Origin of the sequence: Acetobacter nitrogenifigens DSM 23921 = NBRC 105050 (assembly GCF_000429165.1) — a bacterium.
GTDB lineage: Bacteria > Pseudomonadota > Alphaproteobacteria > Acetobacterales > Acetobacteraceae > Acetobacter > Acetobacter nitrogenifigens.
In genome coordinates, this window is the sequence record NZ_AUBI01000002.1 from 249170 (window position 1) to 271149 (window position 21980).

The following is a 21980-nucleotide window of genomic DNA, read 5'->3' on the forward strand; positions in this document are numbered from 1 at the left end:
CAGAGACTAATTCCATTCCGTATTGGAGTTTACAATGATCGCCGCGCGGAATTCGAAGGACGCGCCGATCTCACTTGTTGGACGTCATGATTTACGGCAGAAGGGAAAAATGTTTCACAGGAGGAACAGCCGAACAATGCGTGACAGGCGAAGGGACGTCCCCCGGAAAGCGGCGTCCGCTCTATTCTTCCGTCTGCTTGCGCCGCGGCTCGTTTTCGCAACCTGCCTCGGCGCCGCATTGTTGTCCTCCACAACGCACGCGCGCGCCGAAGAGCCGGTCCTTCAGACAGAACAGAGCGATATCGCCAAACTCTCCCCGGCCGGACCACACCGTATCCTCGTTATGGACGCGGATTACCCGCACGCGAAGGACGGGCGCGTCTATGTCGTCGACGCGGATGCCGGCAAGCTGCTCGGCATGGTGCAGGCCGCCTATAACGGCAACATGGTGCAGGCGCCGGACGGCCGCTTCTTCTCCGTGGCCGAGACCGTCTGGTCGCGCGGCAATCGCGGCGACCGCGCCGACCTGCTCGCCACCTATGATCCCTCGACGCTGACCATATCCAACGACGAGGTCCTTCCCGGCCGTGCGCTCGTGACGCCGAAGGCGAACGATCTGGCGATCAGCGCCGACGGCGGGCGCATCTACGTCTATGACATGATCCCCAGCAACGCCGTCCATGTCGTCTCCACGGCCACGCACATGATCGAGACCAATGTCGACATACCGGGTTGCGCGCTGATCTACCCCTGGGGCCCGGCGGGCTTTTCCTCCCTGTGCGCAGATGGCGGCCTGTCGAATGTCACCCTCTCGGCAGGCGGCGCGCCCAAGGTGACGCACACGCCGTCCTTCTTCGCACCCGACCGGGACCCGGTGTTTGAAAACAGCCCGAGCGTCGCCACGGACGGCAGCGCCCTGTTCATCGCCTATTCCGGCCTTGTCTACCCGGCCAAACTCGGCGCGAACTCCACCATCGGGACGCCGTTTTCGATTCAGGAGACCGCTGGCATGAAGCGCGCCTCCGACGCTTCGGCGCCGTTCGAGACGACGTGGCGGCCGGGCGGCTGGCAACTCGCCGCGTATCATAAAGCGACGGGCCATCTTTATGTGCTGATGCACAAGGGAACGTTCTGGACGCATAAGGAACCGGGAACCGAGGTCTGGGAGATCGACGTCACCGCTCGCAAGCTCGTTCGCCGTATTTCTCTGCCCGCCCCAAGCGCGATGATCGGCGTCACGCAGGACGCCTCCCCGTTGCTGTTCACCACGAACGAAACCGGCGACTTCTTCATTCTCGACGCCGCAACGGGCAAGCTGCGCCGCAAGATGGACCGACTGGGCACATCGCTGGTCTTCACCTTGGCGCCAGGCCAATGAACGGCGCTGCTTCCGACGTCGCCTCTGTCGCCCTCAACGTCGCTGGCGGCGTGGCAGGCGGCGCTGTCGGGGCGCTGTTTCTCGCCGCCAGCGTCTCCAAAATGCGCGACCGCGACGGCTTTCTCGGGCAACTCGCAGCTTACCGCCTGCTACCAGATGCGCTGCTGACGCCCGTCCTGTGGCTTCTCATCGGAGCTGAAACGCTGCTCGGAGCGGGGCTGCTGTCCGGCGTCGCGCCGACAGCGTGCGGTCTGGCGAGCGCGGCGCTGTTGCTGGTCTTCTCGGCAGCAATGGCGATCAACGTCATCCGTGGACGGACTTCCATTTCCTGCGGCTGCCTGCCCGGCTCCGGCGGCGAAACGCTGTCATGGCGCAGCGTCGCACGCAGCGTGGCGCTGGCCGTCGCCGCCCTCTTTGTCGCCGTGGCGGGTTCGCCGGACTCGCTCGCCCTCCGCGCGCAGGGCGCCATAACTGGCGCCTGCCTGCTGGCGCTGGCCATCGCGGCCAGCCGCCTGACGCTCCTTCCCGCGCCACGTCAGGAACAGACGCCATGATGACAACACTCGTGATTTCCGAGGCGCTGCTGATGGTCGCGGTGGTCGTCCTTGCAGTCATCGTCTTCGCCATGGCGCGCCAGATCGGGGTGCTGCACGAACGGCTCGCCCCCATCGGCGCGCAGACCGCCGCACCGGCGCTCTCCGTGGGGCAGGCCATCCCCCGGATCAGCATGACCACTCTGGCGGGAACCGCCTTTCCGATCGGCGAACCCTTGAAAGCGAACGCGGTCCGCATGGTCCTGTTCGTCGCCCCGGACTGCCCGATCTGCAAACGCGTGATCCCGGCGGCGAATGACGTCGCCGCATCATCACCCGGCGTCGAGCTGGTGCTGGTGGGCGACGGCGCGTTGCCGGAGTTGCAGTCCATGCGCGAGCGGCTCGATCTGGGCGGCGTGCCATTCGTCACCGGGCCTGAACTCGCTCTGGTGCTGCAGGTCGCGCGCCTTCCGACGCTCGTTTTGCTGGACGAGCGCGGCGTGCTGCGCGCGCGCGAAATCGTCAATACGCGGGGGCAGATCGAAGCGATGATCGCCGCCGTGCGCGGCGGAGAAAGCAGCGCCGCCGTCAACGGGAGCGAGAAGGAACTTCTGAATGCGGTCTGACAGACGCCCCGCCGTCGAAGCGCCGCTCATGGACAGGCTGGTGGAAAGGGCGCTGCGCGCACTCGCCGGTCGCGCGTCCCGTCGCGGCGTGATCGCCCGGATCGGCGCCGGAATCGTCGCGGCGCCCGCTCTGCCGCTGTTACCCGCCGCGCGCGCGCACGGTCCGTCGGCCCAGCCGGCAACCGCCAAAAAAACGACGAACGAGGGCGCCAGGACGCCATTCGCAGCACAGGCGCAGGTCTCCGACGACACGAAGTGCGACTACTGGCGCTATTGCGCGATCGACGGGAACCTGTGCTCGACCTGCGGCGGCGGCGTGCATACCTGCCCGCCCGGCACGGCCCCTTCGCCTACGTCGTGGATCGGGACGTGTTTCAACCCCCATGATCGCCGTTCCTACATCGTCGCCTACCGCGATTGCTGCGGTCAGGACGCCTGCAATCAGGTCAGCTGCCTCAACACCGACGGCGATCAGCCGAGTTACAGGCCGCAGGCGAATAACGACATCATCTGGTGTTTCGGAACGACGTCACTCGTCTATAACTGTTCTACTGCCGCAATTGTTGGAAGCGCTTCATGAAGTTCAAGACTCTCGTTCTCTGCTCCGCTCTTACCGCCGCCGCGACCTTTCAGGCGCACGCGGCTCGCGCCGCGGACGGCGCGGCTCTGTACGGCGCGAACTGCGGCATCTGCCATCAGGCCGACGGAATGGGCGTTCCGGGGCAGTTCCCCACACTGAAGGGCCGTATTGGCAAGATCGCCGGCTCACCCGAAGGCAAGACTTACGTTGAGCACGTCGTCCTCAACGGGCTGACCGGCTCCATCACCGCCGGCGGCGCGAGCTACGCCGGTTACATGCCCACCTTCTCCAGCCAGTCTGACGACGACCTCGCCGCCATTCTGACCTATGTGGCCTCCCTCGGCGGCACTGGCGCGACTCCGACCTTTACGGCTGCTGAAATCAAGGCCGCACGCGCCACGCCAGTCGCCGCTCCGGCTCTGGTCGACGAGCGCAAGGCTCTGGACGCCAAGCATCCTCTCCCCTGAGACTCGCGCGCCAGAAGTGGCGCGCCCGGCAACGTTCCGCCGAGTGCGCTAACAGACGCCATGAGACCATCAAAAAATAACGCACATTGCCTTACGAAGCCGTGTCGGCGGCTCCGTAAAGCGCTGTCGGGTCTCGCCATTGCGATCACGCTCGCGGGCGGACCTGCACTTCGCGACGCGTGCGCGCTCGACCGCACGCAAACCGCCTATCTCACCCACTGCGGCGGCTGCCATGGAATCGAGGGCAAGTCGCGCCCGAGCTTCGTGCCGTCGTTGCGTGATGCCGTGGGCGTGTTCACCTGCACACCGGAAGGACGGGCCTATCTGGTGCGTGTGCCCGGCGTGTCGATGTCGCTGATTCGCGACGATGCGTTGCTGGCCGACGTGATGAACTTCGTCGTTTTTCGTCTGGGCGGCAAAAGCACGCCTTCGGGCGTCGCCCCCTACACCGCCGGGGAAGTTCATGCCCTGCGGGAACACCCTGTCGAATCGACCGACCTGCTGACCTTTCGGGGACAGATTCTCGGGCGCGCCCTGCCGAAATGCCCACCGGCGGGTTGATCGCTCGAATCTCAGCCAAAAAACGCGAAACTCCGCCATTTTCACAGCCGTTCGACAGAACGGGTTTGACAATGCGCCTCCGCACCGCGTAAAGCCGCCCCAACATCAGTCCCGCCACCTCGCGAGTCCTCGCGCAGTGGCGCGTATTCTTTTGGGGTAACCGGTTCTTGTTCGAGTCACTCTCAGGCAGGCTTTCAGGCGTTATCGACGGACTCGGCAAGCGCGGCGCGCTGTCGGAGGCCGACGTCGCCGAGGCGATGCGCGAAGTCCGTCTGGCCATGCTGGACGCCGACGTCGCGCTGCCTGTCGTCAAGGACTTCGTCAACAAGGTCCGTGAAGGCGCGGTCGGGCATGAGGTGCTGGACAGCATTTCCCCCGGTCAGGCCGTCGCCAAGATCGTCAACGACGCGCTGATCGACGCGCTCGGCGGCGCAGGCGCGGTTCCGCTGAACCTCAACGCCGTGCCGCCCGCGCCGATCCTGATGGTCGGCCTGCAGGGTTCCGGCAAGACCACCACTTCCGGCAAGATCGCCCTTCGCCTCTCGACCCGCGAGAAGAAGAAGGTGCTGCTCGCCTCCCTCGATACGCAGCGTCCCGCCGCCCAGCTCCAGCTCCAGCAGCTGGCCGAACGCGCGGGTGTAATGTCCCTGCCGATCGTCGCCGGGCAGGCGCCGCTCGAGATCGCCGCACGCGCGATGGACACGGGGCGTCGCGAAGGTTTTGACGTCGTCATCCTCGACACCGCAGGCCGTCTGTCGATCGACGAGGCCCTGATGGAGGAGGTGCGGCAGATCCGCGCCGCCACCAGCCCGGTGGAGACGCTGCTGGTCGTCGACGCGATGACCGGTCAGGACGCCGTCAACACCGCGAAGATCTTCAACGAGGCCGTTGGCGTCACCGGCGTCGTGATGACCCGTATGGATGGCGACGCCCGAGGCGGCGCGGCCCTGTCGATGCGCGCCATCACCGGCGCGCCAATCAAGCTGACCGGCTCGGGCGAAAAGCTCGACGCGCTTGAAGAATTCCATCCGGAACGCGTCGCAGGCCGTATCCTCGGCCTCGGCGACATCGCCGGCCTCGTCGAAAAGGCCGCCGACACGCTCGACCACGAAGAGGGAGAGCGGCTGGCCAAGAAGATGATGGCCGGCAAGTTCGATCTCGACGACTACGTGTCGCAGATCAAGCAGATCAAGAAGATGGGGTCGATCTCCGGCATCCTCGGCATGCTGCCCGGCATGGGCAAGCTGAAGGACGCCATCGGCGACAAGGATCTCGATACGACGATCTTCAAGCGCCACGAAGCCATCATCTCGTCCATGACCAAGGCCGAGCGCAAGACGCCGGACATCATCAAGGCGTCGCGCAAGAAGCGCATCGCCGCCGGGTCAGGGACGACGGTTCAGGACGTCAACAAGCTGCTCAAGCAGTTCGACGACATGTCCACAATGATGAAGCGGATCAACAAGCTCGGCATGAAAGGTCTCATGCGTCAGGGCCTGTCCGCACTCATGCCCGGGGGAGCGGGCCGCCCCGGCGGCCCCGGCGGCAGGCCGTTCGGCTAAGCCCCGCCCCCGTTCGTTTCACGGTTTTTCATTCTCTGGAGTTGTCTGAATGAGCCTCAAGATCCGCCTTTCCCGCGCTGGCGCGAAGAAGCGTCCCTACTACCACATCGTTGTGGCCGACAGCCGCTCCCCCCGTGACGGCCGCTTCATCGAGAAGGTCGGCGCCTACAACCCGATGCTGCCGAGCGACCACGCCGAGCGTATCCGTCTGACCAGCGAGCGCATCACGCACTGGCTGTCGCAGGGCGCCCAGCCGACGGACCGCGTCGCGCGCTTCCTCGGCAACGCCGGCCTGATGGCGAAGCCCGTGTGGAACGAGCAGCCGAAGCAGTCCGCGCCGAAGAAGAAGGCGCAGGAGCGCGCCGCCGCCGCCGCCAAAGCGGCAGCAGCCTGAACTTCTGACGGAACGCAGGGCGCCGCCTTTCCATGACGCAGGATCGCATCCAGATCGGAGTGATTGGACGTCCGCACGGCGTGCGGGGGCTTGTGCATGTGCACAGCTTCGCCGCCGACGCGGACTCCCTCGCTTCGTACGGAACGCTGACCGACGATCGTGGCGGCGCCTGGACGCTCACATGGCGGGCCGACGGAATTGCGCTGCTGCGCGGCGCCGACGGCAAGCCGGTCGAAAGCCGCGAAGCGGCGCAGGCACTTGTGAACCGCAAGCTCTTCGTGACGCGCGACACCCTGCCGGAGCCGGAGCCGGACGAGTTCTACCATTCCGATCTGATCGGAATGGAGGTCGTCGAAAACGGATCCGTCATCGGCCGCATCGTCACGGTGCATGACTACGGCGCGGGCGCGAGCCTGGAACTCGATTCCGGCTCGGTCATCCCCTTCACCCTGGCCTGCGTGCCGGAAGTCGATCTCGCGTCGCGGCGCGTGACCGTCTCCCGCCCGACCGAGGTCGTGGGGGAAGAAGAACACGCGTCGAAGCGTGACCGTGAAGCCGCCAGGGCAGCGGGAGGCGCAGCGTGAGCTGGACCGCGACCGTCGTCACCCTGTTCCCGGAAATGTTTCCGGGTCCGCTTGGCCAGTCTCTGGCCGGTCGCGGGCTGGAGCAGGGCCTGTGGCGGTGCGAGACGCGCGACCTTCGCCCTTACGGGCTGGGCCGTCACAACGCCGTGGACGACACGCCGTTCGGCGGCGGTGCGGGCATGGTGATGCGTCCCGACGTCATCGACGCGGCGCTCAACGACGCGAAGCGGGCCGATGGCGCGCCCTGCGTCTACATGACGCCACGCGGTCGGCCGCTCTCGCAGACGGACGTTCGCCGCTACGCCGCCGGGCCGGGCGTCACTGTCCTGTGCGGTCGCTATGAAGGCGTCGACGAGCGCGTGCTCGAAGCGCACGAGATCGAAGAGGTCTCGATCGGCGACTACGTGCTTTCGGGCGGCGAAACTGCGGCGCTCGTCCTGCTCGACGCCTGCGTCCGGCTGCTGCCGGGCGTCATGGGGTCGGCTGACAGCGGCGTGGAGGAAAGCTTCTCCGACGGCCTGCTCGAATACCCGCACTACACCCGCCCGGCCGAGTGGAACGGTCGCGCGGCGCCGGATGTCCTGCTGTCCGGCAACCACGCCGCCATCGCGAAATGGCGGCGGGAGCAATCCGAGAGGGTCACGCGCGAGCGGCGGCCCGATCTGTGGGCGGCCCGATCCGCGGATTCTTCCGCGACCGGCAGAGAAACACCCGCAGCGACGCCGCGCACCGGCGCCGATTGCGGCACCAGACACCAGGGCGGGCCGCATACCGGCGCTCCGTCACATCTATCGACATCATCGGTTCAGGAAGGATTCCCGATATGAACATCATCCAGCAGTACGAGGCCGACGAAATCGCTCGCCTGAGCGCCCTCCGTGCGGTCCCCGAGTTCCAGGCTGGCGACACGGTCCGCGTGTCGGTCCGCGTCAAGGAAGGTGAGCGCGAGCGCGTTCAGGCTTACGAAGGCGTTGTGATCGCCCGCTCCAACAAGGGCCTGAACAGCAACTTCACCGTTCGCAAGATCTCGAACGGCGAAGGCGTCGAGCGCGTCTTCCCGCTCTACGGACCCACGCTGGCCGACATCACCGTCGTCCGTCGCGGCAAGGTGCGTCGCGCGAAGCTGTATTACCTGCGTGGCCGCAGCGGCAAGTCGGCGCGTATCGCCGAGCGCGCTCGCGAAGTCGCTCCGACGGCGACCGCCGGCGAGTAATCGCTTTCGCCCGGCGACCGGACCTGCCTCACCTCATGGCGGGCGAATCCGGCGCATGGCGAACCGGCGTTTTCCGTGCGACTCTCTCTTGAGAGCGCCGCACGGACTTCCACATAGTGGTGATGTCGTCGCAGATCGGGCCGCCTTCGGGCGGCCCGATTTCGGCTACCAGCCCGGACGCAACCAAGCGTCTTTTCGTTCCGGACAACCCCGACGGGAGGCCTGACCGCCCCGAAGCGTCGTCCGCCAAGCCAGTCAGGAACCGCACCGCCATGTCGCCGCGCACATTGTTCGACAAGATCTGGGACAGCCATGTCGTCGAAACCCTGTCCGATGGCACTGCGATCCTATACATCGACCGGCACCTCGTTCACGAAGTGACCAGCCCGCAGGCTTTCGAAGGCCTCCGCATGGCGGGACGCAAACTGCGTCACCCCGAAGCGACGATCGCCGTCGTGGATCACAACGTCCCGACGTCCGACCGCACGCAACCGATCGAGGAGCCGGAAAGCCGGAACCAGATCGAGACGCTCGAGCGCAACGTCAAGGAATTCGGCGTTCCCTATTTCCCGCTGCTTTCGGCCAATCAGGGCATCGTCCACGTGGTCGGTCCGGAGCAGGGCATCTCCCTGCCCGGCATGACCATCGTCTGCGGCGACTCCCACACCTCGACCCACGGCGCGATGGGCTCCCTCGCGTTCGGCATCGGCACGTCCGAGGTCGAGCACGTCATGGCGACGCAGACGATTCTGCAGAAGCCCGCCAAAAACATGAAGGTCGAGGTTGAAGGCGCGCTCGCGCCCGGCGTGACGGCGAAAGACGTCGTGCTGGCGATCATCGGCAAGATCGGCACGGCGGGCGGCACCGGTCACGTCATCGAATTCTGCGGTTCCGCCATTCGCGGCCTCGATATGGCCGGGCGCATGACCGTGTGCAACATGGCCATCGAAGCTGGCGCGCGCGCCGGTCTGGTCGCGCCGGACGACACGACGTTCGAGTATGTCCGGGGCCGCCGCTTCGCACCGAAGGGCGATGATTTCGACGCCGCCGTGGCCTACTGGCGCACGCTCCCCTCCGACGAGGGCGCAGCGTACGACACGACCGTCACCATGCGCGCCGAAGAGATCGAGCCGTCCCTGACCTGGGGCACTAGTCCGGAAAACGTCCTCCCCATCGGCGGCGCGGTTCCTGACCCGGCGGACGAGGCCGACGAGGCCAAGCGCGCACAGCTTGAGCGCATGCTGAGCTACATGGACCTCAAGGCCGGGCAGAAGATCGCCGGGACGCCGGTTGACGTGGTGTTCATCGGCTCCTGCACCAACAGCCGCATCGAAGACCTGCGCGCCGCCGCAGCCATCGCCGCCGGACGCAAGGTCGCCAGCGGCGTGCGCGCCATGATCGTCCCCGGCTCCGGGCTTGTGAAGGCGCAGGCCGAGCAGGAAGGCCTGGACCGCGTGTTCCTCGACGCCGGTTTCGAATGGCGGGAGGCCGGGTGCTCCATGTGCCTCGGCATGAACCCGGACAAGCTGACGCCGGGGCAGCGCTGCGCCTCGACCTCCAACCGCAATTTCGAAGGACGGCAGGGGCCGGGCGGCCGCACACACCTGCTCTCCCCCGCCATGGCCGCAGCGGCAGCCGTGACCGGCGTCCTGACGGACGTTCGCGAACTCAGCGCCCTGCCCGTTTGAGGAGCCCGCACCGATGGACAAGTTCACCACCCTGACGGCGATCGCGGCTCCGCTCCCGGAAGCCAATATCGACACCGACAAGATCATCCCGGCCCGATTCCTCAAGACCACCAAGCGCACCGGTCTGGGCGTGCACGCCTTCGACAGCATGCGCTATCGCGAGGACGGTTCGGAAAACCCGGATTTCGTTCTCAACCGCGAACCGTATCGCAACGCGCAAATCCTGATCGCGCATGAAAACTTCGGTTGCGGGTCATCACGCGAACATGCGCCCTGGGCTCTGCTCGACTTCGGTCTTCGCTGCGTGATCGCGCCGTCTTTCGCCGACATCTTCTTCAACAACAGCTTCAAGAACGGCATCCTGCCGATCCGTCTGCCGCGCGAAGTGTGCGACACGCTGATGGAAGACGCGGCGCAGGGGGCGAACAGTCGCCTGACCGTCGATCTGGCGCGTCAGGTGGTGATCCGCCCCGATGGGACGGAAGTTCCGTTCGAGGTCGATCCGCTGCGCAAGCACCTGCTGCTGGAAGGTCTCGACGACATCGGTCAGACGCTGCAGCAGGAGCAGTCTATTGCGGCGTTTGAAGCGAAGCGCGCCAAGGAAGAACCCTGGCGCACGGTTATCGCACTCGACTGATTGCCGGGCGACGACAACCTGCAGACCGAGCAGTTTTTTAGAGCGTCATCCGATCGGACGGACTCGTCAGGGCGGATAAAAATACTCGCAAACAACGGGCTGGAGCCATATCCGCGCACCGGCGCGAACGGATATGGCTCCAGCGTCGGTCGATTCTGAATTTACTTCAATAGCAAACCTTCACGGGAGAGCGGCGCCTTAACGCGCCGTTCTCCCAGCTTGGAATTACTTTGAAAGCTGCGCGCGCGCTTCGCCTTTCGGGAAAGCCTTGGTGTGCAGATTCACATACACCAGCCCATTCGCCAGTTCGTCCTCCTGCGCGCTGGTCAGCGTGACCTGTCCTGACAGCGGATTCGCGTAAGGCCCGTCGATCGGGGCGACGATTCCCGCATCAACCCCGTCCTTCGCCGGTCCGTGGAAATGCGCCACGGTCACCGGGCCGGTCAGACCTTTCCACTTGATCGTGTATTTGAGGACGTTGGTCGTGGTGTCGAGCGTCGCCATGACGTCGCCCGTCGGAGCGTTCGTCGCGCCGTGCTCGGCCTTGAATTCGCCCATATACATGATCTCTTCGGCGCGCGCCGTCGCCGTCAGCGCTGCCGCCGAAACAAGTGTCAAACCGGCGACGGTCAATATTTTGCTGATCGTGTTCATGGTGCTCTCCCTGATCGTGAAGCAGCGCGTCTTCTTCTGACGTAAGACTCCGCCTTCTACGCCGCTCCAGTTGCAAACAATTCTTACAATGTGGCCAATCGCGGAAAAGCGCCAGAGGCCGTCCCCGTTCATTGCAGCAATCTTCCTGACGTCGGCTATAACTCATCAGGCGCCCGATTCGTTCAAACCCAAACGTCGATCTTGAACGACGTCGTGCTTTGGGCGACAGAACTGGCCGCTTCCCTTTCTGGAAGCCCACAATCCGGATCACGCCCGCCATGACAGCCACCAGGCCCCTCGTCCTCTCCTTCGGAAGCGTCAATATCGACGTCACGGCGAAAATGGCGCGCCTCCCCCGGCCCGGCGAAACCGTCATGGCGGATGGTTACGCCATCGGGCTTGGCGGGAAGGGCGGCAATCAGGCCGCTGCGAGCGGGCGTCTGGCTGGCGCTCTCGACCTTCGTGCGGCGCTGGCCGGGCGGATCGGGAACGATGCGTTCGGCCAACAGGCGCGGCGAGAACTCGAACGATTCGGGGTCGACCTTTCCGCGCTGCGCGAGGATGAGGGCGCTCCAACCGGTGTTGCATTGATTGGCGTCGACCATAACGGGGAAAACGCGATCAGTGTCGCAGGCGGCGCGAACATGCGGATCGACGCGAGCGATATCGACCATGCAGCCGCCCTGTTCGACGAGGCCGCTGTCCTGCTGCTGCAACTGGAAATTCCGATGGACGCCGTCGTCGCTGCTGCGGAACGCGTGCGGCGCGCCGGGGGGCTGGTCGTCCTCGACCCGGCCCCGGCGCCCGCGCACGAATTGCCCGAGCGCCTGTGGACGCTGAGCGACGTCGTGACGCCCAACGAAACCGAAACGCAGGTCCTGACGGGCGTGGCCCCGGATTCCCCGGAAAGCGCGGAGCGGGCCGCCCGGACCCTGATCGAGCGCGGAGCCCGCGCCGCCATCGTGAAAATGGGCGCGCGCGGCGTGTGGTGGCAGGACGAGAACGCTGGCGGCTTTATCCCGGCCTATCCTGTCGTCGCGATCGACTCGGTCGCTGCTGGCGACTGCTTTAACGCGGGGCTGGCCGTCAGCCTCGCCCAGGGTCGGGCGCTGGCGGACGCCGTGCGTGTGGCCGCCGCGTGCGGCGCATTGGCGACCACACGTTCCGGCGCCGCGGACGCAGCGCCAACATGGGGAGAAGTCGAGGACCTGCTGTCTCGATCCTGATGGGCGCTCTGTGAAGCATGCGGCTGCGTCGGCCTCCGCCCTTTCGCGCAATTTCGTCGCAGCCGCGTCAATCCAACGGTTTTGGTCCAGCGGGTTCAGGCTCAACTGTCTGGAAGCATATGGGTGTTCGGGCGTCTTCGCCCGGCGACCCGGCCTTTCTCGCATTAACCAGCACTTAGGATGAGCACGTTACACTGGCGACAAAAGGGGAGCGTTCAATGACCACAACCGCCGCCATCAGTGGCGCAGGCTACGATCTGCTTGCGTCACGCCACACAGGGCGAAGTTCCGCGGCCCCGACATCGCTCGCCGCGACTGGCGTTTCCGTCTCAACACGCCATCATGGCGGTGGGACTTTCGCAATGGCGCTGGACGCCGCCGGGCGCATCACGACCGGCGACAGCGGCGACAGTCCGGGCGCGCAGAACGACTCCGCGTCCGCGCGTCTGTTCGGCTGATCCAGCAGAGGCGCCTTTCAGCCGAGTTGATTGAGGCTCCAGGGCGTCCCGCCAACACTCGGAGGATCGAGCTTCAGCGGCACGGCGTTGGGCAGACGCACGTTCGGCTCCAGCCTCATGGCGGATCGCAGCGCGCGGAACAGGGCGCCATGCGCCACGATCAGCACCGTCCCCTGTCCGGCCAGCGCCCGGTTGACGCCTGCGACAGCCCTGTCGCGCAGCAGCGCGAAAGGTTCTGCTCCAGGAGGGGTATAGTGCCCGGCGATCCAGTCGTCGTACCACTCCCCCATGGGCTGGCCTTCCTGTTCGCCAAAGCACACTTCCTGAAGATCATCATCGAAGCCCAGCGTCGGGCGAACGCCCGACGCCGCCAGAGCCCCCACCGCAATCTCCGCCGTACGCGCCGCGCGTACGAGCGGCGACGATATGACACGATCGATTTTTGGACCGTCCTGCACCGCCTCGATCAGGGTGCGCCCGGCCTGCTCGGCCTGCTCCAGGCCCGTGGCGTTCAGAGGAATGTCGGTACGGCCCTGCGAGAGTCCCCTGCGATTCCAGTCGGTCTCGCCATGCCTGAGGTACCAGTATGGCGTTGGATCGATCACGGACATCGACATCTCCCGGTCGTTACAAATCCCTTGATCGCAGCCCTGGCCCCGATCAGTCAAACAATGACGAGACGGAGCTTTCATCCGCAACGGCGCGCATGGCGCGCGCGAGCAATCCGGCGATCGTGACCTGACGAATATTTTTCGCGGCCTTCACCGCGTCGGTAGCCATAATGCTGTCTGTGATCGTCAGCATCTCGATGGTCGACTCCGCAACACGCTCGACCGCGCGTCCCGTCAGGACCCCATGCGTGACATAGGCGCCGACCGAAGCCGCGCCATGATTGGTAATGGCTTGGGCGGCGTTGCAAAGAGAACCGCCGCTGTCGACGATATCGTCGACCAGCAGACAATGCCGCCCCTTCACGTCGCCGATCACGTTCATCACTTCCGACACGCCTGCGCGCTCGCGCCGCTTGTCGATAATGGCGAGATCGGTGTTCAGACGCTGGGCGATTTCGCGGGCGCGAACGACGCCGCCGACGTCGGGCGACACGATCATCAGGTCGCGGTCGCCGTAACGCTCCTTGATGTCGCGCACGAACAGCGGAGCTGCGTAGAGGTTATCGACCGGGATATCGAAAAAGCCCTGGATCTGCATCGCGTGAAGATCCAGCGTAAGAATGCGGTCAGCCCCGGCCTCGACTAGAAGATTGGCGACCAGCTTGGCGCTGATCGGCGTGCGAGGACCGGATTTGCGATCCTGCCGGGCATAACCGAAGTAAGGCATCACTGCGGTGATGCGGCGCGCCGATCCGCGACGCAGGGCGTCGAGCATGATCAGCAATTCCATAAGATTGTCGTTCGTCGGCGTGCAGGTGCTCTGCACCACAAACACGTCCTCGCCGCGCACGTTCTCAAAAATCTCGACGAATATCTCCATGTCGGCGAAGCGCCGAACGGAAACGTTGCAGAGGGGAATATTAAGCTCGGCGGCGACCGCCTCGGCCAGAGGGGGATTGCTGTTGCACGCGACGATTTTCATTGGGGCGGCTTTTCCTGCGCAGACCGGGACGACACGAACCCTGAACAATGCGAAGGGCTTCTAGCAACGTCGCGGCCCCCTGTCATCCGCCGATATACGCCCCGCACACAAGGCGACCGCCAGAGAAAACGACGAACGGCGGCGCAACTGTCGCCCTCGTTCGCGCATTAAGGCGCACGCAGGCGTCAGGCGCCGTCACCCGACGCCTGACGTGGAAAAAACCGAAATGAAAATTGACCGTCGGGTGTGAAAGTTCAGTCGTCGATGCGGCCTGCGCCATCGGCTACCCCGAGGCGCCAATAGCCGCCCGCGCGAATTTGCGCGCGAGGCATGGACCAATGTTCAGCGAACCATGTGCGAAGTCCTCGCGCAGTCTCGATTTCGGCGCCGATCCACACATAGATATCCGCCGGATCCACGCTCGGCGGCTGCAACGCTTCCACAGCCCGCATCAACAGGTCCGTAGTCCCGGCCGCAACGCCGTCGCGAACAAGCCAGGTGATGCGAGCGTTCGCCGCTGTCGGCAGATCGCGCTCTTCGCGCGCGTCCGCGACCTCAATCAATGCGACCGCATTCGTTCCCGCAGGAAGTTCCTCCAGTCGACGCGCAATTGCAGGCAAGGCGGTCTCGTCGCCAATCAGCACGAAAAGCCCATAGTCGTCAGAAACGACAAAAGAACCGCGCGGACCGCCGATGCCCAGCCACTGCCCGACCTTCGCCTGAGACGCCCAGTTCGACGCTGGTCCGTGGTCATGCAGGACGAATTCGATGTCGATCGTACCCTCGCGAGCGTCGAAACGTCGGGGCGTATAATCGCGCGCAACAAGTCCGGAGGGTCGTCCGCCCGCGCCGGGACGAAGCCAGGACTGCTCCGCAGGGTTTGCGCCTGACGGCGGAAAGAAAAGCTTCACATGATCGTCCGCCGCAAGACTGAGGAAATCTTTCAGATCCTCGCTACGGAAAACAAAGCTGCGCATTTTCGGCGAAATATCGGTGACGCTGACGACCTGCGCTGCGCGCAGTCGCGTCTCGTGGCGCACGCGCAGCGGCGTGCGGACAGGCGCGTTCATACAGACCTCCTGAATATGCCTCGGGACAGAAAAAGATTGTCAATCACTCGGCTTTCCCGAGAATTTCTGCGGCCGCCCGCTCAAGGATGCGTGAAACCCGCGACGCTTCGCTCGCTGAGCAACCTCTTTTTTGCATGAGCGCCTGCTTGAGCATTCGACGGGCGCGATGGAGTTCCTCGCCCGCCTGCGGGTCCGCCCCGTCGACGCCCGCAAACGCGTCGCGAACTTCCGACATGCGGCTGCCGATACGTGCAAGCGCCTCAAGGATCGCGTCGGCTTGCGCCTTGCGCTGCTCCAGTGTCGCGCGGCCATCCTCGGTCAATGCGTAGAGCTTGCGGTTGCCCTCCTGCGTGACCGAAGCGTGACCGATCTCTTCAAGATAGGTCAGAGCCGGGTACACCATGCCAGGACTTGGCGCGTAGAAGCCCCCGGACCGCTCCTCAAGCAACTTGATGAGCTCGTAACCATGGGCCGGTTTTTCCGCCAGAAGCGCCAGAAGAATGAGCTGGAGATCCTCCGAGCTCAGCTTGCGTCCAGCAGGAAAGTCCCCTCCGCCGAACCCTCTTCCGCGACCGAAACCGCGGCCTGAGCCGAAGCCCCAGCCGGGCCTGTCGCCAAAATCGCGGCCTGCGCCGCGACGACCGCCGCCTTGGAAAAGAGGATGGAGAGAGCGTATGTGCATATGATCTTTAAACATGTCTTACGATATGAACTATCTTAAGATATAGCGCAAGAGCTTTTTTCGCTTCTCGACGCACGACCACACAGCACGTCCGAACGGCCCCACTCGCGGGTCCGACCAGCAGTCCTCCACGAACCTCGGGCGACCTCCCCGCGCCTCGCAAACAACTCACCCTGAACGATCGATAACCTCGCCATTCACTGAAGCGAGACGCCGCTCACATACCGGATCCGGCCGGGCGAGGGCTGACACGCAATGCGTGGGCAGGAACAGATCCGTTGATCGAACCGAGGCCCCACACACCGGCAACGTCGCGCAATCGGGCGCTCGCTCTCAACGAAGCGGCGCAAGACACGTCCTCGACGACAGGGAGTCGGCGGTTCCAGACGATCTTCCCAAGCGTGAGAACATATTTCATGTTCGCAATATCAAACGACCAACGCGCCGATGGCTCGCACAACAAGGATAAAAACATGCCCCTCGATCGCAGGCATTTTCTTAATGGCGCCGCCCTGCTGACCGGAGGATTGCTGTCGTCCGGCCGTGTCCTGGGGCAGGCGGCCTGGACGGTGCTAGGCCATCCGCTTTCCAGCCTTCCCTGGCTGCAGGACGTGCGCCGCATCATCATCGATACCGACCCGGGCACCGACGATCTTCTCGCCATCATGATGATGCTCAGTTCCACCCAGATCACGACCGAGGCCATCACCGTTGCTCCCGGCAACATCGGATATGAGCAGGAGGTTCGAAACGCCCTTTATCTCTCGCAAACTTTGACCAATGGAAAAATTCCGGTTCATCGCGGCGTTGACCACCCGCTGCTGAACCGTCCTTACCCGGCAGCCGGCTTTATCCACGGTCGCTACGGTCTCGGCGATATGGTTGTGCCTGAAGTCGCCCTGCGACCGGCCCCGGAGCATGCGTCCGTCGCCATCTCCAGAATCGTCTCGGCGCACCCGGGAGAAGTCGTTCTGCTGGCTCTCGGAGGCCTCTCAAACATTGCGTTGGCCCTGCTGCTTGATCCATCCATTGCCCGCAAGGCGCGTGGCGTCGTCATAGTCGGCGGCCGTTACGAAGGAATTGGCACTGCCGTGAGTTTTAACGCGATGGTCGATCCTGAAGCTGCAGATATCGTCCTGCGCTCAGGGCTTCAGATCGCCATGACCGGCGGCCTTGGCCCGACAGAGATGTTGACGCAGGCGGACTTCGACCACATCAGGACTTTCGGCACCCAGAAAAGCGAAATTTTCCTGAAATCCAACGCCGAGCGGCTTAAATTCGAAACCGAGCAGCGCCATAAGCCGGGCGCCACCTACGCCGACCCTTTCGCCGCCGCGATGGTGCTCGACCCATCGGTGGCGTCGGAGTTCGAGGCGGTCAACGTCAAGGTGGAGTTGAACGGCGCAGAAACGCGCGGCGAATATGTATTTGGCGGAACGCATATCTACACCGGCGACGCCCTGCCGCCGAACGTCGCCATATGCTCCAGAGGATCTGCCGAGAAATTTCGCACGCAGGTCTTCAAGGCCCTGCGCTCATGATTCCTCGTGGAGTTATCTGGCTTATCCTGCTCATTCCCGTCGCCGTGCAAGCGGAGCCTGCGTGCAAGATACACAAGGGCATTGGCGAGACCCTGATACAGGCGACCATTCTCGCCCAAGACCGCGTTCTCACGCCGGGCGAGGTCCTTATCGATCCCGGCGGCCGGATCGATTGCGTCGCCGCTCACTGCCCGACGCCACCGACCGCGACGCGCATAATCTGCACTGACGCCGTTCTGTCACCGGGCTTTATCAACACGCATGATCATCTGGACTTCAACGATACGCCGCCGAAGCCCGATACGGGAGAGCGCTTCGCCCACCGCCACGAATGGCGCGCAGGGCTGGACGGACATCCGCGACTGGAAGATTTCAAACCCAATCGCGATCCGCTCTCACTGAGCTGGAGCGAATTACGCTTTCTGGTCGGCGGCGCGACCTCCACAGTCGCCGAACGCATGGCGCCGGGTCTGCTGCGCAATCTCGACTTCCGAGCAGGCCTGGAATCTCTCGATATCACACCCGCGACCTACAATATTTTCCCTCTTGATGACGCATCCGGCCTCATGAGAACGCGGGATTGCGATTACGGCCACCACCCCGCCACCCGCGCGCAGGTAGCTGCGACCAGCGCCTTTCTCGCCCACGTCGCCGAAGGTCGCGACGAGGCGGCGCGCAACGAATTTCGTTGCCAGAGTTCGACGTCTTACGACGTCACGCCGCAACCCGGCGGCGGGGGCGTCAGCAACGACTGGCTCATGCCACAGGCGGCTCTCATTCACGCAGTCGCCCTCACGCCTCAGGACCTCGATCTCGTGGCCGCCAGAAGCGCGAGCATCGTCTGGTCTCCACGGAGCAATCTGTCGCTCTACGGCAGGACGCTCGATATTCTCGCCGCCAGAAAACGCGGCATTACAATCGCTCTGGGATCTGACTGGCTCCCGTCCGGCTCCATGAACCTCAACCGCGAACTGGCGTGTGCGCTGCACTATAATCACGCGCACTTGCACGACGCACTGAGCGACCGCGAACTCTGGCGGATGGTGACGCATAACGCCGCGCATGTTGCCGGCGCGGAGGCGGCGATCGGGGATATCGCTGTGGGCAAACGCGCAGACCTCGTCCTCTTCGCCGACCCCGAACATCAGAACGTCCACAAGGTTGTGCGGGCGACGCCTCAGGACGAAATGCTGGTTATGCGCGGAGGAAAGGTTCTGGTCGGGCGCTCCAATATCGTGGACGCGCTCCAGCCGTCCTGTGAAGCAATCGACGTACCGGGCGCCACGCTGAAGCTCTGCTCCGAATCAGGTCGCGCCTCGGCCGGTGAGATGAGCGCTTACGCATCCAGTCGCGGGTTGTATCCACTGGCTTTCACGGGGGTCCCCGTCAACGAGCCATCATGCGAGGTCCCACCGTAAGGAGCGTTCTTCAAATATCGGAAGGACAGAACACAATTTGACGACACTCGCATCCACCTCATCGCGGCATGAGAGATGCCCCGGCGGCGTCACGCCTCTGTCGGCGTATATTTTTCCGGTGTCCATCCACCCCGGACTCTTTCCTCAGCTCCGGCGTCCCTGGAGTTTTCCAGAATGAACGAGCTGCAACAGGCTCCGTTACGGAATGCGTAGTTGCTTCAGGTGTTATGCGGATCGACGCTGTGAAATCCATAGGTTTCGTAACGGGTGCTCGCCTTGCCGCCCGCCACGTCCACCACCATGAACCCCTCCGGGGTGCCATACCGCGTGCCATGCCACCAGTTGCCGCTAACGGCGCCGCCTGTGATGTAGGGAACGCCATGCCATTCCACACGCTCGAGAACATGGGTGTGTCCCTGAAATACAGCGATCACATTGTAATGGTCGAACAGCGGCAGCACTTCATAGGCGTTGACGACTGACAAGCCATGATGGGCCGGAGGAACAGACGGCGGCGCAGCATAATCTTCGATGGCCGTGACAAGCGGGATATGCGTGACGATAATGACTGGCGTCCCCACAGGTTGCGCCGCAAGATCCTGCGACAACCACGCGATTTGCGCGGCGTCGATCCTTCCCTCATAGGCTCGGTCAGCAGTGATTCCAATTGAATCCAGCACGACGACGTGAACGCCCTTATGATCGAACGCGTAGTAAAGTTGGCCGAAATTATCTTCGAAATATTTCTTGCCATACATAGGGTCCGTCGGCAGCGCGCCGCTTTTGGTATAGACGCCAAAGCAATCGTGGTTGCCGATCGTATGGCGCACCGGCAAGGTCAGATCGTCCGCCGTGCGGCGGTACAGGTCGAGCAGCATCGTCGCCCGACCCGCGTTGACGCCAAGGGCGTCGAACACATGATCGCCACCTTGAATCGCAAAGTCAGCCGGAACTGTTTTCGCTTTCCTGAAGGCCATATGGCATCCGCCATTGGCGTTTAATTCCGGTTGCAGGTGCGTGTCGGTTATGAACAGGAACGTAAACGGCTCATGAGCTAACATCGGCGGGCGAGCAGGGGCGGCGCCTCGGGCGCCGTTGACGGCGAACAGAGACGTTCCGACGGAAAGCGACAGAAACGAGCGCCTGGCAAGATGCAACATTGGGTTAACCTGTCGTGAGCGTTAGCGCCTGAAAGCCCGATACGTTTGCGCAGGGAAGGCTTTAGACTCAACCGCGTCACAAAAACTTCACGTTTTCGGCGTCCCTTCAAATAGCGTCTGTTGCGCCAAATGCCCGTAAGGCCGAGCGCCCGGTGGCGCGCCTTCCAATGAATCCACCCTAAATCGCGATAATCATGCCTTCCCACGGCTCCAGCGTCAGAGACGGCTCTACAATCGAGCGCTCCGGCATGTTCGCGATCAGAACTCTGGTGGGTTTCACGCCCTGCGGGATGCGAAAAATTTCGATAGAGTCCGAAAAATTCATGATCGTCAGCGTATTCCCCGCAGGGTGCTCCCGTCGAAAGGCGTAAATCGCGCCATCATCTGAAGAGACGTCGCGATACTTTCCATGGACCAACGCCGGTTGAGTTTTTCTGGTCCTTATCATTGCCTTATAGAAGTCAAACACGGAGTTACGATCGTCTATCTGTGCGGCGACGTTGGTCGTCCGATAATCCGGGTTGACCAGCATCCATGACGTTCCGGTCGAGAACCCAGCGTTGCGGGTCGTATCCCACTGCATGGGCGTACGCGCATTATCGCGTGTTGTATCCGCAAGATTGGCCAACATGTCAGCCGGCGTTACGTGATGTCCGCCAACCTGCTCGCTCCAGACATTATGCGCGGTGACATCATTAAATTGGTCGATCGACGTGAAGGGGTAATTTTCCATGCCTATTTCCTGCCCCTGATAAAGGAAGGGCGTGCCGCGCAACGACAAAATCATCACCGCCAGCATCTTGGCAGACCTTGATCGGAACTCGGGCTTTTGCGACCCGTAACGGGAGACTGAGCGAGGAAAGTCGTGGTCCTCAAGCCAGACTACCGGCCAGACGCCGGGTTTATCGTCAAACGCGTTCCCGGCGTTGAAGGCACGCAAATCCGATAATTTACAGGGCAGCTTGCGCCAACCGCCTTCGATATCTTTCATCTGGAAATCGAAAGGAAATCCCGCGGAGAGTTCGTGACGATCCGCCTGCGTCAGCTCAACGAACAGATTGCGATCCGCGCCCCATGTCTCTCCCACAAAGTAAAGTCTGGAGTCGACGTTGCAATGGGCGGACATATCGCGTAGATGGGCGTGCAGACGCTCGCCACGATCAGCGAAAGAACGGCCTGCGGCGATATCCTGCGCCGAGAGATCATACAGCTCCAATGGCTTGGCGATGCTGGTGATCGCATCGAAACGGAACCCGTCGACCCCTTTGTCCGACCAGAACTTCAAAATCGCATACAACTCGTTTCTTACATGATGGTTTTCCCAATTCAAATCGGGCTGCCTGTTCGTAAACGTATGCAGGTAATATTGATTAGTGTGCGAATCCAGCGTCCAGGCCGAACCGCCAAACACCGAGCGCCAGTTGGTTGGCGCAGCACCGTCCATGCCGTCATGCCAATGGTAGAAATCGCGATAGAAATTATCTTTCGAAGAGCGGCTTTTCATAAACCATGAATGCTTGTCGCTGGTATGGTTGAAAACCATATCCAGAATGACGCGTATTCCACGTTTTTTTGTGCGTTCGAGGAAACTGTCAAAATTCCGCATCGTGCCGAAATCAGGCATGATTTTACGATAATCACTCACGTCATAACCGTTGTCGGCGTTCGGGCTATCGAAACACGCCGCGACCCAGATCGCGTCAACGCCAAGATCGGCGAGATAATCCACGCGTTCAGCCATGCCTAGGAAGTCGCCGATCCCATCGCCATTCCCGTCTTGAAACGAGCGTGGGTATATTTCGTAAAACACCGCCTCCTGCCACCAGACGGACTTCGGCGACGCAGCGCTTGTGAAACGAGGCGACGCGGCGGCGCCTGCGGCGAGCGCAATCAGCGCGCGTCTCGTGACTGTCATGAGTGAATTTCCTGATTCGGCGGCACAGACCATAATGATC

General features: G+C 63.2%; 24 protein-coding genes and 1 pseudogene. 17 read left to right on the forward strand and 8 right to left on the reverse strand.

The window, feature by feature from the left end:
- The first annotated feature begins 136 nt into the window (after positions 1-136).
- The 13 genes and pseudogenes from G442_RS0104015 (at position 137) to leuD (ending at position 10223) form a co-directional block, all read left to right on the forward strand.
- A complete protein-coding gene (locus tag G442_RS0104015; RefSeq protein WP_051291902.1) occupies positions 137-1378 on the forward strand; it encodes an amine dehydrogenase large subunit in 1242 nt (413 codons plus the stop codon).
- Positions 1375-1932, forward strand: coding sequence for a MauE/DoxX family redox-associated membrane protein (locus tag G442_RS0104020; protein ID WP_026396942.1), 558 nt, complete (start codon positions 1375-1377; stop codon positions 1930-1932). The genes G442_RS0104015 and G442_RS0104020 overlap by 4 nt, the downstream gene beginning before the upstream one ends.
- Positions 1929-2537: a thioredoxin domain-containing protein gene (locus tag G442_RS0104025; RefSeq protein WP_026396943.1), complete on the forward strand. Its 609-nt coding sequence runs from the start codon at positions 1929-1931 to the stop codon at positions 2535-2537. The genes G442_RS0104020 and G442_RS0104025 overlap by 4 nt, the downstream gene beginning before the upstream one ends.
- Positions 2527-3117 carry a methylamine dehydrogenase light chain gene (locus G442_RS0104030; RefSeq protein ID WP_026396944.1) on the forward strand — a complete coding sequence of 197 codons (591 nt, stop codon included), beginning with the start codon at positions 2527-2529 and terminating at the stop codon, positions 3115-3117. The genes G442_RS0104025 and G442_RS0104030 overlap by 11 nt, the downstream gene beginning before the upstream one ends.
- Entirely contained in the window at positions 3114-3584 is a 471-nt protein-coding gene (locus G442_RS0104035; protein ID WP_026396945.1) for a c-type cytochrome, read from the forward strand. Before G442_RS0104030 ends, G442_RS0104035 begins: the two co-directional genes overlap by 4 nt.
- A gap of 60 nt (positions 3585-3644) precedes the next feature.
- A complete protein-coding gene (locus G442_RS26075) occupies positions 3645-4145 on the forward strand; it encodes a c-type cytochrome (protein WP_051291903.1) in 501 nt (166 codons plus the stop codon).
- Positions 4146-4312: 167 nt separating this feature from the next.
- Entirely contained in the window at positions 4313-5707 is a 1395-nt protein-coding gene (ffh, locus tag G442_RS0104045) for a signal recognition particle protein (RefSeq protein ID WP_026396947.1), read from the forward strand.
- Positions 5708-5756: 49 nt separating this feature from the next.
- The gene (gene rpsP / locus G442_RS0104050; protein ID WP_026396948.1) at positions 5757-6101 is read left to right on the forward strand and encodes a 30S ribosomal protein S16; all 345 of its coding nucleotides are present in this window, start codon (positions 5757-5759) and stop codon (positions 6099-6101) included.
- Positions 6102-6133: 32 nt separating this feature from the next.
- On the forward strand, positions 6134-6685 hold the full coding sequence (gene rimM / locus G442_RS0104055; protein WP_026396949.1) for a ribosome maturation factor RimM: 552 nt from the start codon (positions 6134-6136) through the stop codon (positions 6683-6685).
- Positions 6682-7359, forward strand: a pseudogene (gene trmD, locus G442_RS20825) (tRNA (guanosine(37)-N1)-methyltransferase TrmD); the annotation flags it as partial. The gene rimM and the pseudogene trmD, both read left to right, overlap by 4 nt.
- Positions 7360-7508: 149 nt before the next feature.
- The gene (gene rplS, locus G442_RS0104065; RefSeq protein WP_026396950.1) at positions 7509-7898 is read left to right on the forward strand and encodes a 50S ribosomal protein L19; all 390 of its coding nucleotides are present in this window, start codon (positions 7509-7511) and stop codon (positions 7896-7898) included.
- A 272-nt stretch (positions 7899-8170) separates the two neighbouring features.
- Entirely contained in the window at positions 8171-9586 is a 1416-nt protein-coding gene (leuC, locus tag G442_RS0104070; RefSeq protein WP_026396951.1) for a 3-isopropylmalate dehydratase large subunit, read from the forward strand.
- Between the two features lie 13 nt (positions 9587-9599).
- Complete coding sequence (gene leuD / locus G442_RS0104075) at positions 9600-10223, forward strand: 3-isopropylmalate dehydratase small subunit (RefSeq protein ID WP_026396952.1); 624 nt, start codon at positions 9600-9602, stop codon at positions 10221-10223.
- Between the two features lie 225 nt (positions 10224-10448).
- On the opposite strand, the gene G442_RS0104085 is transcribed toward leuD, so the two are convergent.
- The gene (locus G442_RS0104085; protein WP_307188539.1) at positions 10449-11009 is read right to left on the reverse strand and encodes a CHRD domain-containing protein; all 561 of its coding nucleotides are present in this window, start codon (positions 11007-11009) and stop codon (positions 10449-10451) included.
- Between the two features lie 146 nt (positions 11010-11155).
- On the opposite strand from G442_RS0104085, the gene G442_RS0104090 reads away from it, so the two are divergent.
- Together G442_RS0104090 and G442_RS0104095 are read left to right on the forward strand one after the other, a co-directional pair.
- Positions 11156-12103, forward strand: a complete 948-nt coding sequence (locus G442_RS0104090; protein ID WP_026396954.1) for a ribokinase — start codon at positions 11156-11158, stop codon at positions 12101-12103.
- Positions 12104-12321: 218 nt separating this feature from the next.
- On the forward strand, positions 12322-12561 hold the full coding sequence (locus tag G442_RS0104095; RefSeq protein WP_026396955.1) for a hypothetical protein: 240 nt from the start codon (positions 12322-12324) through the stop codon (positions 12559-12561).
- Between the two features lie 17 nt (positions 12562-12578).
- On the opposite strand, the gene G442_RS0104100 is transcribed toward G442_RS0104095, so the two are convergent.
- The 5 genes from G442_RS0104100 to G442_RS24895 form a co-directional block, all read right to left on the reverse strand.
- Positions 12579-13172, reverse strand: coding sequence for a histidine phosphatase family protein (locus G442_RS0104100; RefSeq protein WP_026396956.1), 594 nt, complete (start codon positions 13170-13172; stop codon positions 12579-12581).
- Positions 13173-13221: 49 nt separating this feature from the next.
- Positions 13222-14154 carry a ribose-phosphate pyrophosphokinase gene (locus G442_RS0104105; RefSeq protein ID WP_026396957.1) on the reverse strand — a complete coding sequence of 311 codons (933 nt, stop codon included), beginning with the start codon at positions 14152-14154 and terminating at the stop codon, positions 13222-13224.
- 254 nt (positions 14155-14408) lie between these two features.
- Positions 14409-15224 (reverse strand): siderophore-interacting protein, encoded by an 816-nt coding sequence (locus G442_RS0104115; RefSeq protein WP_026396959.1) that lies wholly within the window; start codon positions 15222-15224, stop codon positions 14409-14411.
- A 43-nt stretch (positions 15225-15267) separates the two neighbouring features.
- Positions 15268-15906: a PadR family transcriptional regulator gene (locus G442_RS0104120; RefSeq protein WP_146882162.1), complete on the reverse strand. Its 639-nt coding sequence runs from the start codon at positions 15904-15906 to the stop codon at positions 15268-15270.
- Positions 15907-16123: 217 nt separating this feature from the next.
- Positions 16124-16324, reverse strand: coding sequence for a hypothetical protein (locus G442_RS24895; RefSeq protein ID WP_146882164.1), 201 nt, complete (start codon positions 16322-16324; stop codon positions 16124-16126).
- 55 nt (positions 16325-16379) lie between these two features.
- Here G442_RS24895 and G442_RS23840 point away from each other — a divergent pair, with 55 nt between their 5' ends.
- Positions 16380-17447 (forward strand): nucleoside hydrolase, encoded by a 1068-nt coding sequence (locus G442_RS23840; RefSeq protein WP_161628329.1) that lies wholly within the window; start codon positions 16380-16382, stop codon positions 17445-17447.
- The gene (locus tag G442_RS0104130) at positions 17444-18865 is read left to right on the forward strand and encodes an amidohydrolase family protein (RefSeq protein ID WP_026396961.1); all 1422 of its coding nucleotides are present in this window, start codon (positions 17444-17446) and stop codon (positions 18863-18865) included. Before G442_RS23840 ends, G442_RS0104130 begins: the two co-directional genes overlap by 4 nt.
- A 218-nt stretch (positions 18866-19083) precedes the next feature.
- Here G442_RS0104130 and G442_RS0104135 read toward each other — a convergent pair whose 3' ends face one another.
- Together G442_RS0104135 and G442_RS0104140 are read right to left on the reverse strand one after the other, a co-directional pair.
- Positions 19084-20025 (reverse strand): metallophosphoesterase family protein, encoded by a 942-nt coding sequence (locus G442_RS0104135; RefSeq protein WP_026396962.1) that lies wholly within the window; start codon positions 20023-20025, stop codon positions 19084-19086.
- A gap of 178 nt (positions 20026-20203) precedes the next feature.
- The gene (locus tag G442_RS0104140; protein WP_026396963.1) at positions 20204-21940 is read right to left on the reverse strand and encodes an alpha-glucosidase; all 1737 of its coding nucleotides are present in this window, start codon (positions 21938-21940) and stop codon (positions 20204-20206) included.
- Positions 21941-21980: the final 40 nt, after the last annotated feature.

Bases quoted from the DNA above. Each gene is read 5' to 3' on its own strand.
- G442_RS0104015 (WP_051291902.1), top strand. From the start codon at position 137: ATGCGTGACAGGCGAAGGGACGTCCCCCGGAAAGCGGCGTCCGCTCTA.
- G442_RS0104020 (WP_026396942.1), top strand. From the start codon at position 1,375: ATGAACGGCGCTGCTTCCGACGTCGCCTCTGTCGCCCTCAACGTCGCT.
- G442_RS0104025 (WP_026396943.1), top strand. From the start codon at position 1,929: ATGATGACAACACTCGTGATTTCCGAGGCGCTGCTGATGGTCGCGGTG.
- G442_RS0104030 (WP_026396944.1), top strand. From the start codon at position 2,527: ATGCGGTCTGACAGACGCCCCGCCGTCGAAGCGCCGCTCATGGACAGG.
- G442_RS0104035 (WP_026396945.1), top strand. From the start codon at position 3,114: ATGAAGTTCAAGACTCTCGTTCTCTGCTCCGCTCTTACCGCCGCCGCG.
- G442_RS26075 (WP_051291903.1), top strand. From the start codon at position 3,645: ATGAGACCATCAAAAAATAACGCACATTGCCTTACGAAGCCGTGTCGG.
- rpsP (WP_026396948.1), top strand. From the start codon at position 5,757: ATGAGCCTCAAGATCCGCCTTTCCCGCGCTGGCGCGAAGAAGCGTCCC.
- rimM (WP_026396949.1), top strand. From the start codon at position 6,134: ATGACGCAGGATCGCATCCAGATCGGAGTGATTGGACGTCCGCACGGC.
- rplS (WP_026396950.1), top strand. From the start codon at position 7,509: ATGAACATCATCCAGCAGTACGAGGCCGACGAAATCGCTCGCCTGAGC.
- leuC (WP_026396951.1), top strand. From the start codon at position 8,171: ATGTCGCCGCGCACATTGTTCGACAAGATCTGGGACAGCCATGTCGTC.
- leuD (WP_026396952.1), top strand. From the start codon at position 9,600: ATGGACAAGTTCACCACCCTGACGGCGATCGCGGCTCCGCTCCCGGAA.
- G442_RS0104085 (WP_307188539.1), bottom strand. From the start codon at position 11,009: ATGAACGGGGACGGCCTCTGGCGCTTTTCCGCGATTGGCCACATTGTA.
- G442_RS0104090 (WP_026396954.1), top strand. From the start codon at position 11,156: ATGACAGCCACCAGGCCCCTCGTCCTCTCCTTCGGAAGCGTCAATATC.
- G442_RS0104095 (WP_026396955.1), top strand. From the start codon at position 12,322: ATGACCACAACCGCCGCCATCAGTGGCGCAGGCTACGATCTGCTTGCG.
- G442_RS0104100 (WP_026396956.1), bottom strand. From the start codon at position 13,172: ATGTCCGTGATCGATCCAACGCCATACTGGTACCTCAGGCATGGCGAG.
- G442_RS0104105 (WP_026396957.1), bottom strand. From the start codon at position 14,154: ATGAAAATCGTCGCGTGCAACAGCAATCCCCCTCTGGCCGAGGCGGTC.
- G442_RS0104115 (WP_026396959.1), bottom strand. From the start codon at position 15,224: ATGAACGCGCCTGTCCGCACGCCGCTGCGCGTGCGCCACGAGACGCGA.
- G442_RS0104120 (WP_146882162.1), bottom strand. From the start codon at position 15,906: ATGCACATACGCTCTCTCCATCCTCTTTTCCAAGGCGGCGGTCGTCGC.
- G442_RS24895 (WP_146882164.1), bottom strand. From the start codon at position 16,324: ATGAAATATGTTCTCACGCTTGGGAAGATCGTCTGGAACCGCCGACTC.
- G442_RS23840 (WP_161628329.1), top strand. From the start codon at position 16,380: ATGCCCCTCGATCGCAGGCATTTTCTTAATGGCGCCGCCCTGCTGACC.
- G442_RS0104130 (WP_026396961.1), top strand. From the start codon at position 17,444: ATGATTCCTCGTGGAGTTATCTGGCTTATCCTGCTCATTCCCGTCGCC.
- G442_RS0104135 (WP_026396962.1), bottom strand. From the start codon at position 20,025: ATGTTGCATCTTGCCAGGCGCTCGTTTCTGTCGCTTTCCGTCGGAACG.
- G442_RS0104140 (WP_026396963.1), bottom strand. From the start codon at position 21,940: ATGACAGTCACGAGACGCGCGCTGATTGCGCTCGCCGCAGGCGCCGCC.